Annotated in this window: 11 protein-coding genes; 6 read left to right on the forward strand and 5 right to left on the reverse strand. The window is 62.8% G+C overall.

Going from position 1 to position 12,539, the window contains the following annotated elements:
• Window positions 1-24 precede the first annotated feature (24 nt).
• Complete coding sequence (locus tag I6G90_RS14435) at window positions 25-1,473, forward strand: catalase (RefSeq protein WP_197928058.1); 1,449 nt, start codon at window positions 25-27, stop codon at window positions 1,471-1,473.
• Window positions 1,474-1,941: 468 nt separating this feature from the next.
• On the opposite strand, the gene I6G90_RS14440 is transcribed toward I6G90_RS14435, so the two are convergent.
• Window positions 1,942-2,259: a DUF1496 domain-containing protein gene (locus tag I6G90_RS14440; protein WP_197928060.1), complete on the reverse strand. Its 318-nt coding sequence runs from the start codon at window positions 2,257-2,259 to the stop codon at window positions 1,942-1,944.
• A gap of 223 nt (window positions 2,260-2,482) precedes the next feature.
• Between I6G90_RS14440 and I6G90_RS14445 the strand changes: the two genes are divergently transcribed.
• Together I6G90_RS14445 and I6G90_RS14450 are read left to right on the forward strand one after the other, a co-directional pair.
• Window positions 2,483-3,829, forward strand: a complete 1,347-nt coding sequence (locus I6G90_RS14445) for a hypothetical protein (RefSeq protein ID WP_197928062.1) — start codon at window positions 2,483-2,485, stop codon at window positions 3,827-3,829.
• Window positions 3,830-3,939: 110 nt separating this feature from the next.
• Window positions 3,940-4,716 carry a substrate-binding periplasmic protein gene (locus tag I6G90_RS14450; RefSeq protein ID WP_197928064.1) on the forward strand — a complete coding sequence of 259 codons (777 nt, stop codon included), beginning with the start codon at window positions 3,940-3,942 and terminating at the stop codon, window positions 4,714-4,716.
• A 12-nt stretch (window positions 4,717-4,728) separates the two neighbouring features.
• On the opposite strand, the gene I6G90_RS14455 is transcribed toward I6G90_RS14450, so the two are convergent.
• Window positions 4,729-5,577, reverse strand: a complete 849-nt coding sequence (locus I6G90_RS14455; protein ID WP_197928066.1) for a helix-turn-helix transcriptional regulator — start codon at window positions 5,575-5,577, stop codon at window positions 4,729-4,731.
• Window positions 5,578-5,723: 146 nt separating this feature from the next.
• On the opposite strand from I6G90_RS14455, the gene tyrS reads away from it, so the two are divergent.
• From tyrS to I6G90_RS14470, 3 genes are all read left to right on the forward strand, one after another.
• Complete coding sequence (gene tyrS / locus I6G90_RS14460) at window positions 5,724-6,989, forward strand: tyrosine--tRNA ligase (protein ID WP_197928067.1); 1,266 nt, start codon at window positions 5,724-5,726, stop codon at window positions 6,987-6,989.
• Between the two features lie 192 nt (window positions 6,990-7,181).
• Window positions 7,182-8,093: a lipase family alpha/beta hydrolase gene (locus I6G90_RS14465; RefSeq protein WP_197928069.1), complete on the forward strand. Its 912-nt coding sequence runs from the start codon at window positions 7,182-7,184 to the stop codon at window positions 8,091-8,093.
• Entirely contained in the window at window positions 8,090-8,839 is a 750-nt protein-coding gene (locus I6G90_RS14470) for a lipase secretion chaperone (RefSeq protein ID WP_197928070.1), read from the forward strand. Before I6G90_RS14465 ends, I6G90_RS14470 begins: the two co-directional genes overlap by 4 nt.
• A 36-nt stretch (window positions 8,840-8,875) precedes the next feature.
• Here I6G90_RS14470 and I6G90_RS14475 read toward each other — a convergent pair whose 3' ends face one another.
• From I6G90_RS14475 to katG, 3 genes are all read right to left on the reverse strand, one after another.
• The gene (locus I6G90_RS14475) at window positions 8,876-9,577 is read right to left on the reverse strand and encodes a hypothetical protein (RefSeq protein ID WP_197931206.1); all 702 of its coding nucleotides are present in this window, start codon (window positions 9,575-9,577) and stop codon (window positions 8,876-8,878) included.
• A gap of 44 nt (window positions 9,578-9,621) precedes the next feature.
• Window positions 9,622-10,017 carry an acyl-CoA thioesterase gene (locus tag I6G90_RS14480; RefSeq protein ID WP_040095454.1) on the reverse strand — a complete coding sequence of 132 codons (396 nt, stop codon included), beginning with the start codon at window positions 10,015-10,017 and terminating at the stop codon, window positions 9,622-9,624.
• Window positions 10,018-10,280: 263 nt separating this feature from the next.
• Complete coding sequence (gene katG / locus I6G90_RS14485; protein ID WP_197928072.1) at window positions 10,281-12,458, reverse strand: catalase/peroxidase HPI; 2,178 nt, start codon at window positions 12,456-12,458, stop codon at window positions 10,281-10,283.
• Window positions 12,459-12,539: the final 81 nt, after the last annotated feature.

Raw genomic sequence — 12,539 nt, forward strand, 5'->3', positions numbered from 1 at the left:
CCCATATCAACAAGGAGAGAAGCCATGACTGACAAGACCCTGCACAGCGCCAACGGCGCCCCCGTCGTCGACAACAACAACAGCCTCACCGCTGGCCCGCGCGGCCCCATCCTGATGCAAGATATCTGGTTGATGGAGAAACTCGCCCACTTCGACCGCGAGCGCATTCCCGAGCGGGTGGTTCACGCTAAGGGCTCGGGCGCCTACGGCACCTTTACCGTGACCCACGACATCAGAGCGTTCAGCAAGGCCGATCTGTTCAGCGCCATCGGCAAGCAGACCCCGGTCTTCCTGCGCTTCTCCACCGTGGCCGGTGAGAAGGGCGCCGCCGATGCCGAACGCGATGTGCGCGGCTTCGCTCTCAAGTTCTATACCGAGCAGGGCAACTGGGATCTGGTGGGCAACAACACCCCGGTCTTTTTCATCCGCGATCCGCTGAAATTCCCTGACTTCATCCACACCCAGAAGCGGGATCCGCGCACCAACCTGCGCAGCGCCACCGCCGCCTGGGACTTCTGGTCACGCCATCCGGAATCCCTGCATCAGGTCACCATACTGTTCAGCGATCGCGGCATCCCCAAGAGCCTGCGGGAGATGAACGGCTACGGCAGCCACACCTTCAGCTTTATCAACGATGCCAACGAGCGCTTCTGGGTCAAGTTCCACTTCAAGACCGAGCAGGGCCACAGCTTCTACACCGATGAAGAGGCCGCCACCGCCGTCGGGAAGGATCGGGAGACCAGTCAGGCGGATCTGTTCAATGCCATCGAGCGGGGCGACTTCCCGCGCTGGAAGGTCTATGTGCAGGTGATGCCGGAGGCCGAAGCCCAGACTTACAACATCCACCCGTTCGACCTCACCAAGGTGTGGCCGCACAGTGACTACCCGCTGATCCCGGTGGGCGTGCTGGAGCTCAACCAGAACCCGGACAACTACTTCGCCCATGTGGAGCAGGCCGCCTTTACCCCGGCCAACGTGGTCCCCGGTATCGGCTTCTCGCCGGATCGCATGTTGCAAGGGCGACTCTTCTCCTACGGTGACACCCAGCGCTATCGCCTTGGCGTCAACCACGGTCTGCTGCCGGTCAACGCCCCGCGCTGCCCGTTCCATCACGGTGCCCATCGTGACGGTGCCATGCGGGCAGACAGCAATGGCGGCGCCAGCCCCAACTACCAGCCGAACCGCTTCGGTACCCAGCAGCCGAGCGAACAGCACGAACCGGCGCTGAGTCTGGAAGGGGCCGCCCTGCACTACGATTTTCGTGACTACGACAGCGACTACTACAGCCAGCCGGGCAACCTGTTCCGGATCATGGACGAGGGGCAGCGTTCACGGCTCGCCGCCAACCTGGCCCGCTCCCTTATCAATGTGGAGGATGACGCCATCGTCCAGGCCCAGCTCAAGCACTTCGAGCAGGCCGACCCCGAGTACGCCAAGCGGGTCGAACTGGCACTGGCCGCCCTGCAGCGCTAAGTCGCAAGCAGGCAACATCTGCAAACGCAAAACGGGGGCCTGATGGCCCCCGTTGTTATTCTGCTAACAGTAATAAACGCAAAAACGGAGCCCGAGGCTCCATCTTTTCAATGCTGTATCAATCCCGGACGGAACGTGCTTCATGTTCTTCCCGCTCCCTTGCCAACAAGGGTTTGAACCACCCGTTACAGCAACCAGGCTGTGCATTGGAAGAGTACCGCCGAGCTGGTGATAAATACAAAACGGAGCCCGAGGCTCCGTTTTTCAATGCAGTATCAATCCCTTACGGAACGCGCTTCACGCTCTTCCCGCTCCCTTGCCAACAAGCGTTTGTACCACCAGCTACTGCGACGACGTTGTGCATTGGAAGAGCGACGAGCCATTTCTTAGGTTCCAGCCAAGAGAAGAAAGGAGCTGCATTATGCGACAGGGATCACGTCCATGTCTTTAGCTGGATCAAGAAAAGCCTCACTGACCCACGGAAATCGTCTTCTGATCTTTCGCCCCACGAGTGGCAGGCAACACCACCGCAGGAGAGCGCCAGGCCAGCGGGCCATTGCTCTCGAGATCGTTGAGCGGGCCGCACTCCAGCCAGATATCTCCCTGCAGAATGCGGGCCCCTTCGGAATACTTCTGATCGGCAAACCAGCAGACCCGCTCGGGCAACGAGCCCAGTGGCAACACCAGCTCGGGGCTGGCAGACTCGCCCACTACTGTGGTTTTGGACGCAGCCAGAGCGGGGATGAGCCAGATGGAGGCCAGCAGGCAGAGCAGTAAATTTTTCATGAGAGGGATCCTGTTTCGATGCGGGGCACTCTCGAAGAATCGACCAGCGCTGGGGTTTACTTGACTGACAATCATACTGCCTGCTGGCATTGTGGAACCAATATGGTAGCCTGCCAGCGCCTGCGGGCAGTCTCTCGCTGCCACCCGCAAACTTCCGGTGAATTTGTCACGTCCTGACAAAATATAACCTTATTTATCAAATCGTTATTTGGATATTATCCCAATGCGTATCATGCCGTTGCTTCAGGCGGCCTGCCTGAGCCTGATGTTGTCCGCCTGCGTTGCCCCATTGCTGATGATGAGCCCCACCAGCCAGCTGATGTGGGCCCTGCTCAAGCCGCTGGTCGGCTTTGACCCGAACGAGGTCAATCTGTTCGAACAACCCCTGATCAAGGATCGGATGACCGCCATCCTTGGTCCCAACTACGACAGCACCATGCAGTTGCTCAAGACTGCCGACAAGTTACAGCAGGAGGGGCCGCTTTTCTATGTGGTCTCCGAGTATGCGCCGGTGCCGGATATCGCCAAGCAGGCGGGGATGGTGTGGAACTCGCAAACCAACCAGATGTCGGTATTGCTGCAAAAAGGAGATGGCACCACCCTGACCTTCGGCGAAAATCTGGCGGGCACGGCACCGACATGGCCAACCGCCATGCAGGGCTGGCAGACCCCCACCAGCCAGCTCACCCCAACGGCCAATGCCCTGACCGGCGCGGCAACCAGTCAGAGTGACGCCTCCCCCTTCTCCCTAGGCAGCGCTCTGGGCACAGTGACCCGCGGCGTCACCGGCTCGCTGACCAACAGTGCCAGTCAGGCTATCAGCGGCGCAGCCGCTAAGCAGGCGGTTAGCAGCACCGCCGCCACCGTGACGCAAGAGGCCACCAAGGCCGTTGCCGCACCTGCCAAACAGACCGTCAGCAGCGCCGCAGCAGCAGTGACGCAAGAGGCCACCAAGGCCGTTGCCGCACCTGCCAAACAGGCCGTCAGCAGCGCTACAGCGACCGTGACGCAAGAGGCCACCAAGGCTGTAGCCGCACCAGCCAAACAGGCGGTCAGCAGTGCTACCGCTACCGTGACGCAGGAAGCCACCAAGGCCGTTACCGCTCCTGCCAAACAGGCGGTCAGCAGCGCCGCTGCGACCGCGACGCAAGAAGCTACCAAGGCCGTTGTGGCTCCAGCCAAACAAGCCGTCAGCAGCGCCGCCGCGACCGTGACGCAAGAAGCCACCAAGGCTATGGCTGCACCTGCCAAACAAGCTGTCAGCAGTGCTACCGCGACCGTGACACAGGAAGCCACCAAGGCCGTTACCGCTCCGGCCAAACAAGCCGTCAGCAGCGCGACCGTGACACAGGAAGCCACCAAGGCTGTTGCCACTCCCGCCAAACAGGCGGTCAGCAGTGCTGCCGCCACCGTGACGCAAGAGGCCACCAAGGCTGTGGCCGCACCTGCCCAGCAGGCCGTCAGTGCCGCCGCCCATACGGCCGGAGAGAGTGTCGCCGATGCCGCCAGAGCGGCGGAGGCCAAGGCACGCGCCAAGGCAGAGGCGGAGATGGAAGCCCTGCTCAAATAGACCGACAGGCGACCGCAAGGTGGCCTGTTGTTTTATCGCGCAGCCGGATCATGAACTTATGGCAAAGGCCACATAGACTGTTAGGTAACTACCCGCACAAGGAGTGCACCATGCGCCACCTGCTCTCTGCTCTCGCTTTTCTCGCGCTGTTTATCGCGCTCCCGGCTCCGGCACTTATCTACTATTCGGAGCAGAACATGCCGCTCAATGGCCAGGATAACAAGGGTCAGTCTATCGGGCTGGCAGTCGAGCTGCTGCGCCTGATGTGGCGCGAAATGGGGGTGCCGGAGCAACCGATCCACTTCCTGCCTTGGGCTCGCGGCTGGTATCTGCTGACCCAGCAGCCGGAGGCGGTGCTGTTTACCACGGCACACACCAGGGAGCGGGATCCCCACTTCCTCTGGGTCTGCCCCATCAGCCACTCCAGGGTCTCGTTGGTCGGCCGCAAGCAGGATGCCCCCAAAGTGGCTAGCAAAGCGGATCTCGCCAAGCTGCTGATCGGCGTGATGCAGGCAGATGTGGGGGAGCAGTTGCTGCTCAACCGCGGGATCAGCCCAAGCAATATGATGGCGGTGGAGCGGATGGAGCAGGTGGTACGCCAGCTCATCATGGCCCGTACCGATCTGGTGGCGGGCAACGAGGTGATGTTGCGCCATCAGGCCAAGGCGCTGGGTTTTCCCAGCGAGGATTTTGTCACCGTCGCGATTCTGGAAGAGCAAGACAACTGCTTCGCCTTCAATCTGGCGGCAGACAAACAGCAAATCGCACGTCTGCAACAGGCGCTGGACAAGGTCAGGCAGGGGGATGAATACAAGCAGCTGGTGAAGCGCTACCAGTTGCTCAGTATCCTGCCCGAAACCAATCCCCCCATCCCGCGCCTCGAGTAACTCCGGCCCGCCCTATGGTGGGCTCGTTGTATCTCCCGTCGATGAGACGGGGGATGCCTCTACCGGCGCCGTAATGAGGTGGTTCAGAAAGAAATGGAACAGCTCGGCCCGCGAGCCGAGCCGCAGCTTGCCATAAAGATGTTTGCGGTGATTCTTCACCGTGCCGCTGCCAATCCCGAGTTCGGCGGCAATCGCCTCGGTATTCAGCCCCTGCAGCAGTAATCCCGCCACCTGCCGCTCGCGCCGGGTGAGCCGATCCCCCCCGACACTCGCCATCGCCTGCTCCACCGCACTCCGGAGGCTGATGCTGTCTGGCAGCGCCGTGCTCTGGGCCAGCAAGGGCTGGCTCTGCTGCCACTGTTGGCGACAGAGCGAATGTACCAGCGGGAACAGCTGCTCCAGCCTCGCCAGCTCGTCGCGACTGAGGGTACTGCGCTTGTCGAGTCGCCCCAGAAACAGCATCAGCGTCAGTCCGTCCCGCACCGGCAGGATCAACCCCACCTCCTCCTGCCAGCCGGTGGCCTGATAGAAGTGGTGGCGATATTCGGGATCGAGCCGCCCTTGGGAGACCTGTGCCAGCGTCCAGACGCCGGCAGGCAAACCCTGCTCCAGCGCCTGCATAAAGGGATCCTGACTGAAGTGGCTGGTGAGGTAGCGATCAAACAGCAGAGCCCGCTGATGGTTGAGGTTGTCGTAGAGATAGACGGGCCGCTGCCCCACCCCGAGCAGCAGGGTGCAATCAAACGCCACCTGCTGCTGGATCAGCCGCACCAGCGCCGCAGGAAAGGCGCTGCTGTGCAAGGCATCGACCACCTCGGTCATGCTGCGGGTCAGGGTATCTGTGGTGAATGGCTGGGTCATGGTGGCACGTTTCCGGTGGCGGGGAGCGATTCCCCACTATGGCTGAATGCTAGCACGAGAGTGGCAAAACTGTCCCTTAGGGGACATATCCGCCACCGACCAGAACGGCGAGGATGACGGCTTTTCCCCCTGCTGTTGGAGCACCCATGATCAACCCCCACCTGCTCGATGAGCTGACCGAGCGCGGCCTTGTAGCCCAGAATTCCGACCCGGCGGCCCTGGCCAACCACCTCGCCACCCCGCGCACCGTCTATTGCGGGTTTGATCCCACCGCCGGCAGCCTGCATATCGGTCATCTGGTGCCGCTCTTGATGCTGCGCCGCTTCCAGCTGGCGGGCCACACCCCGGTGGCACTGGTGGGCGGGGCAACCGGCCTTATCGGCGACCCCAGCTTCAAGGCAACCGAGCGCAGCCTCAACAGTGCCGATACCGTGCAGGGTTGGGTCGCCAGCCTGTCGGCCCAGATCAAGGCGCTGTTGCCCGCCGATGAGGGCCTGTCGGCCCCGCAACTGGTCAACAATGGCGACTGGATGGGGCAGATGTCCGCCCTCGATTTTCTGCGCGACATCGGCAAGCACTTCTCGGTCAACGCCATGCTGGCGCGGGAATCGGTGCGCCAGCGGCTGGCCCGGCCGGATCAGGGCATCTCGTTCACCGAGTTCTCCTACGCCCTGCTGCAATCCTACGACTTTGCGGTGCTGCACCAGCGACTCGGCTGCACCCTGCAGATTGGCGGCAACGACCAGTGGGGCAATATCACCAGCGGCATGGATCTCACCCGTCGCCTCCATCAGGCACAGGTGCACGGCATGACCCTGCCCCTTATCACCAAGGCGGACGGCACCAAGTTCGGCAAGACCGAGGGTGGCGCGGTCTGGCTCGATCCGGCGCTCACCTCACCTTACGCCTTCTACCAGTTCTGGCTCGGTACCGCGGATGAGGATGTCTACCGCTTCCTGCGCTACTACAGCTTTATGTCGCTGAGCGAGATTGCTGCACTGGAGGCGGAAGATGCCAAGCGACAGGGGCGCAAGCAGGCCCAGCAGGTGTTGGCAAACGAGCTGACCGAGCTGGTGCACGGCAAGGCGGCGCTGGCGGCGGTACAACGCATCAGCGAGCTGCTGTTTAGCGGCGACGTGGCTCGCCTTGGCGAGAGCGATCTGGCCCAGCTGGCGCAGGATGGCATGCCGAGCAGCACCGTCAGCAGCGAAACAGATCTGGTCAGCCTGCTGATCAACTGCGGTCTGGCGAACTCAAAACGCATCGCCCGCGAGCTGCTGGCAGCGGGCGCCATCAGCCTCAATGGCGCCATCAGGCAGGATGAGCAGCTGAGTGCCAATGATCGACTGTTTGGTCGCTACCTGCTGCTGCGCCGTGGCAAGAAGCAGTATCACCTGGTGGAGTGGCAATAAGCCGCAGGGCGGGGAGCTCAGCCTCCCCGCCTGCGCCGTGCCTATGCTAGGTCAGGCCAGCAACAATCTCTTTTGAATCCTGAGTTGCGATCCCCCTCACAACCTCTCCCGTCAGCAGCCACCATACTGGCACCGGCGAACATGGAGTACGCCACACAATCTGTTCCTCACGAATCAACAAGGATGCTGATGATGAAGAGATGGCTTCTGGTGCTGCTCTGCACCCTGCCCATGCTGGCACACGCCAGCGGATATACCCAGACCCGCTACCCCATAGTGCTGGTGCACGGCTTGTTCGGCTTCGACAAGCTGCTCGGGGTCGATTACTTCTACGGCATCCCCCAGGCCCTGAGCCGGGATGGTGCCAACGTCTACGTAGCGCAGGTGTCGGCCACGGCCAGTTCGGAACAACGGGGAGAGCAACTGCTCGCCCAGGTCGAGCTGCTGCTGGCCGCCACCGGCGCCGAGAAGGTCAACCTGATCGGCCACTCCCACGGCGGCCCCACCATCCGCTATGTCGCCTCGGTCGCCCCCGAGCTGGTCGCCTCCGCCACCAGCGTCGGCGGGGTCAACTATGGCTCCGAGATTGCCGATCTGGTGCGGGCCAATGCCGCCCCCGGCTCTGCCGCCGAGAAACTGGCTGCTGCCGCGGCCCACGCCCTCTCCGGCATGATTTCACTGCTCTCGGGCGGGAGCCCGCTGCCGCAAGATCCGATCGCCGCCCTCGATGCCCTCACCAGCAAGGGTGCCAGCCAGTTCAACCAGCGCTATCCGGAAGGGCTGCCCAGCCAGTATTGCGGCGAGGGGCCGCTGCAGGCCAGCAACGGCGTCTACTACTTCTCCTGGAGCGGGCGCGGCAACCTGACCAATCTGCTGGATCCGGTGGATCCTGCGCTGGCGCTGACCGGCGCCTTCTTCAAGGAGCCCAATGACGGGCTGGTCGGGGTCTGCAGCAGCCATCTCGGCAAGGTGATCGGCACCGGCTACCGGATGAACCATCTGGACGAAGTGAACCAGTCGTTCGGCATCCACCATCTGTTCGAGACCGATCCGGTCACCCTCTATCGCCAGCACGCCAACCGCCTCAAGGAGCTGGGCCTATGAAGATAGTCACCCTGCTCGCCGTGCCCTGCGCCATCACCCTGCTGCTTGGCGGGGTGCTGCTCTGGCCCACTGCACCGACGGCAGGCCCATCATCCGCTCAAGCCAGCCAGCATGCCCAGAGCCACCCGCACGATCCCGAGCAGGAGGCCGCCGATGCCCTGCAGGCGCGCTACCGCACCTTTGTCTCCGCCCAGAGCAGCCTGACGATGCCCACCGAGATCTCCCTCACCAGCCTGCAGATCCTGTTTGACGAGCGGGAGCAACTGCGCCAGCAGAGCTTTACCCCCGCCGAGCAGGCGCAGCTGTTTGGCGAGGATCGACTGATGGAGCAGCTGACCCTGCGCCGCAGGGCGCTGGCTGAGGCGAGAGACAGCGACAAGTCTCAGTTGGCCAGCGAGCTGGATCTCTGGCTGGCAGAGCAGCCGGGCTGGTTTCGCGAGGCGGAGGCCAACAGTCGCCTGCTTGAGGAGTTGCAAGGGCTGGCGCAGATGGACCCGGCCAAACGGGATGCCCTGCTGCTGGAGACGGGAGGGCCGGAAGCGGTGGATCGGATGCGCCAGCTGGAGCAGAACCGGCAGGGATTCGACGAGCAGCTCAGCGGCTTTCTGGCCGAGCTCAGGCAACTGCCGAACGAGGCCCGGGCCGCACAGCATCAAGAGCTGCTGGCCCGCTGGTTCGAGCCCGGACAGTGGCGCCGGGTCGAGGCGCTCACCCGGCTCAAGCTGGGGGAGCCACCAGCCGAATGAGAAGGGGGCCCGCGATGGGCCCCCTTGCTGCTGCGCTTATTGCGGCTTGTTGGCACCCGGCAGCGGCTGCCAGGTGAGGCGGGTTACCTGAGTGCCCTGCACCTCGCACTTGAGGCTCAGCTCCTGCCACCCCTTATCCTGACGCAGGGAGACCTCCCCCTCGATCCCCTGCTCACCAATCTTCAGCTTATCCTGCTCGAAGATCACCTTGTCGCCGTGGGCGAGTTCCATCAGTTTGCCGTTGCAGAGCCAGTGAGCGAGATCCGCCCCCTTCAGCTTGACGCCACCCTTGGCGGCCTTCTGTTCGGCCGTGCTCACAACAAACAGCTTGCTCAGCTCGGCGGACCGCTTGGTGAGCCACTCCTGACGCTGCTGCATGCTCATCTTGCTGACGAACTCGGCGGGCTGGCCCTTCTCGTCCAGCCATTGGGTCAGCTTGCCGCTGTCGTCAAAGGCGAACTGGGCGGCGGGCTCTTTGACCCCGAACAGCTTGCCGCCCTTGAAGTAGTAGCGGCTCTCCCCTTCCAGCTTGCCGAGCTCGTTCATGATGGGCACGGCGATGATGACGGGGGTGCCATCTATCCAGGCCTTGATATCGACGCCGTCATGGCTGAATTGACGGGTATCGAGGGCGCTCTCGGCCCCCTTCTCCATCAGGGTAAACTGCTCGGCGAGAGACGCGGCCAGAGAAGGGAGGGAGCAGAATCCCAGGGTCAGCGCGATCGCTGTGTTGCGCATTGAGTTGTACATAGCACTCCTGTGATGGGCCATCCGGCCCGTGGTTAACTCTCTGTCAGCCAGGCCCGCAGCCCTTCCCGGTGAGCATCGCTCAGGGGCAGGGATTGGCGGGCCCGGTAGTCAAAATGGATCAGGGTCGTTTCGGCGGTGACGGCCAGTTCGCCGCCCTGCCAGGCCTCCTGCCAGACCGTAAATGAGCTGGTGCCGATGCGGCGCACGCCGGTCTTGATGGTGACCGGCTGGCCGTAGAACAGCTCCCGTTTGAACTGCACCGTATAGCCCGCGATGATCAGATGCCAGTTATGCACATCCAGCTCGGGGGAGAAGATCCGGAACAGGGGATCCCGCGCCGACTCGAACCAGACCGCCGGCACCGTGTTGTTGATATGGCCGAGGGCATCCGTCTCTTGAAAGCGGGGTTGGATCTGCATTTCCAGCATGGGTGACTCCTTGTCTCTTTGTTTCCGTCCTTATCCTGTTGATTGGACATCAGTGGCCAATGGGTGGCTGCCGGGCATCATCAGCGGATCAGCATGTTACATGATACTGCTGGCCCAAGGACAGGGATGCCAGCGGCCCTGCGCGACCGGCCAGCGGGTGTCGCAGCGCGGCGGGTTATGGGGCTATGCAAAAAGCAGGCAGTAAAAAGCCCCGCACACCTTGGGTGTGCGGGGCTGGTGCAGCTAACCAAACGGCTCGGGGACTAGCCCAACAGATCGAAGCGATCCGCATTCATCACCTTGTTCCAGGCGGTGATGAAGTCACAGACAAACTTCTCCTTGTTGTCATCCTGGGCATAGACCTCGGCATAGGCGCGCAGCACCGAGTTGGAGCCAAACACCAGATCCACCCGGGTGGCCGTCCACTTCAGTGCACCGCTGTGGCGATCGCGGATCTCGTAGAGATTGCTCGCTTTCGGCAGCCACTGGTAGCCCATGTCGGTCAGGTTGACGAAGAAGTCGTTGCTGAGCACCCCGACCCGATCGGTAAAGACCCCGTGCCCGGTACCGCCGTGGTTGGTGCCGAGCACCCGCATCCCGCCGACCAGCGCCGTCATCTCGCAGGCGGTGAGCCCCATCAGCTGGGCGCGATCCAGCAGCAGCTCCTCCGCCGTCACCACATAGTCCTGCTTCAGCCAGTTGCGAAAGCCGTCGGCCAGCGGATCCAGCACCTCGAACGAGGCCACATCGGTCTGGGCCTGAGTGGCATCGCCCCGGCCCGGCGCAAACGGCACACTCACCGTCACCCCGGCGGCCTGCGCAGCCTGCTCGATGGCGAGGTTGCCCCCCAGCACGATGAGATCCGCGACACTGACGCCACACTCGGCTGCCAGCTTGTCATAGACCGCCAGCACCTTCGCCAGCCGCGCCGGTTCGTTGCCCGGCCAATCCTTCTGTGGCGCCAGCCGGATGCGGGCGCCGTTGGCACCGCCCCGCTTGTCGGAGCCACGGAAGGTACGGGCACTATCCCAGGCGGTAGTGACCCGCTCGCTGATGGATAGGCCGCTGGCGGCAATCCTGGCCTTGACCGCCGCCACGTCATAATCGGCGCGTCCGGCAGGCACCGGATCCTGCCAGATCAGATCTTCTGTCGGCACATAGGGGCCGACATAGCGGCTCTTCGGCCCCATGTCCCTGTGGGTCAGCTTGAACCAGGCGCGGGCGAAGGCGTCGGAGAAGGCCGCCGGATCATCGCGGAAACGCTCGGCAATCTTGCGATAGGCGGGGTCAAATTTGAGCGCCATGTCGGCATCCGTCATCATGGGTTTGCAGCGGATCGACGGGTCCTCCACATCCACCGGCATATCCTCTTCGGCGATATTGATCGGTTGCCACTGATGGGCCCCTGCAGGGGATTTCTGCAACCACCAGTCGTACTTGAACAGCAGATCGAAGTAGCCGTTGTCCCATTGGGTAGGGTGGGTGGTCCAGGCCCCCTCGATGCCGCTGGTCACAGTATTGCGGCCGATACCACGGCTGTGGTGATTGATCCAGCCGAGCCCCTGCTCCTCGAGGCTGGCCCCTTCCGGCTCGGGCCCAAGCTGTTTGGCGTCGCCGTTGCCGTGGGCCTTGCCGACGGTGTGGCCACCGGCGGTCAGCGCCACCGTCTCTTCATCATCCATCGCCATGCGGGCGAAGGTGACCCGCATATCTTGCGCGGTTTTCAGTGGATCGGGCTGGCCATCCACTCCTTCCGGGTTGACGTAGATTAGCCCCATCATCACCGCCGCCAGCGGGTTTTCCAGATCCCGCTCGCCGGAGTAGCGACCACCCGGCTTGCTGCTGGGCGCCAGCCACTCCTGCTCCGAACCCCAGTAGATATCCTTCTCCGGGTGCCAGATATCATCGCGGCCAAAGGCGAAACCGAAGGTCTTGAGCCCCATGGACTCATAGGCCACGGTGCCCGCCAGAATGATCAAATCGGCCCAGCTGATCTTGTTGCCGTACTTCTTCTTGATGGGCCATAGCAGGCGACGGGCCTTGTCGAGGTTGGCGTTGTCCGGCCAGGAGTTGAGGGGGGCGAAACGCTGGTTGCCACTGCCACCGCCGCCGCGGCCATCGGCGATGCGATAAGTCCCGGCCGAGTGCCAGGCCATGCGGATCATCAGACCGCCGTAGTGGCCCCAGTCGGCGGGCCACCAATCCTGACTGTCGGTCATCAGGGCGGTCACATCCTGCTTGAGGGCCGCCATATCGAGCCCCTTCAAGGCTTGCCGATAGTTGAAGCCGGCCCCCAGCGGATTGGTCTTGGTATCGTGTTGGTGAAGAATGTCGAGGTTGAGGCTCTTCGGCCACCACGCCATTCTGGACGTCTCGACCGAGGTGGTTCCCCCGTGCATGACCGGGCATTTTCCTGCGGAACTGTCTGAATTGTTGCTCATCGTTTTCCTCATTTGCTCTGCTGTCCATAACCTGAAACAGCATGGCACAGAGGCGTGACACAAACTGTGCAGCGGCAGCCG

Source organism: Aeromonas allosaccharophila (assembly GCF_016026615.1).
GTDB classification, from domain to species: Bacteria; Pseudomonadota; Gammaproteobacteria; order Enterobacterales; family Aeromonadaceae; genus Aeromonas; species Aeromonas allosaccharophila.

Excerpts from the sequence above, each read along its gene's own strand:
- I6G90_RS14435 (WP_197928058.1), top strand. The coding sequence starts at position 25 with ATGACTGACAAGACCCTGCACAGCGCCAACGGCGCCCCCGTCGTCGAC.
- I6G90_RS14440 (WP_197928060.1), bottom strand. The coding sequence starts at position 2,259 with ATGAAAAATTTACTGCTCTGCCTGCTGGCCTCCATCTGGCTCATCCCC.
- I6G90_RS14445 (WP_197928062.1), top strand. The coding sequence starts at position 2,483 with ATGCGTATCATGCCGTTGCTTCAGGCGGCCTGCCTGAGCCTGATGTTG.
- I6G90_RS14450 (WP_197928064.1), top strand. The coding sequence starts at position 3,940 with ATGCGCCACCTGCTCTCTGCTCTCGCTTTTCTCGCGCTGTTTATCGCG.
- I6G90_RS14455 (WP_197928066.1), bottom strand. The coding sequence starts at position 5,577 with ATGACCCAGCCATTCACCACAGATACCCTGACCCGCAGCATGACCGAG.
- tyrS (WP_197928067.1), top strand. The coding sequence starts at position 5,724 with ATGATCAACCCCCACCTGCTCGATGAGCTGACCGAGCGCGGCCTTGTA.
- I6G90_RS14465 (WP_197928069.1), top strand. The coding sequence starts at position 7,182 with ATGAAGAGATGGCTTCTGGTGCTGCTCTGCACCCTGCCCATGCTGGCA.
- I6G90_RS14470 (WP_197928070.1), top strand. The coding sequence starts at position 8,090 with ATGAAGATAGTCACCCTGCTCGCCGTGCCCTGCGCCATCACCCTGCTG.
- I6G90_RS14475 (WP_197931206.1), bottom strand. The coding sequence starts at position 9,577 with ATGCGCAACACAGCGATCGCGCTGACCCTGGGATTCTGCTCCCTCCCT.
- I6G90_RS14480 (WP_040095454.1), bottom strand. The coding sequence starts at position 10,017 with ATGCTGGAAATGCAGATCCAACCCCGCTTTCAAGAGACGGATGCCCTC.
- katG (WP_197928072.1), bottom strand. The coding sequence starts at position 12,458 with ATGAGCAACAATTCAGACAGTTCCGCAGGAAAATGCCCGGTCATGCAC.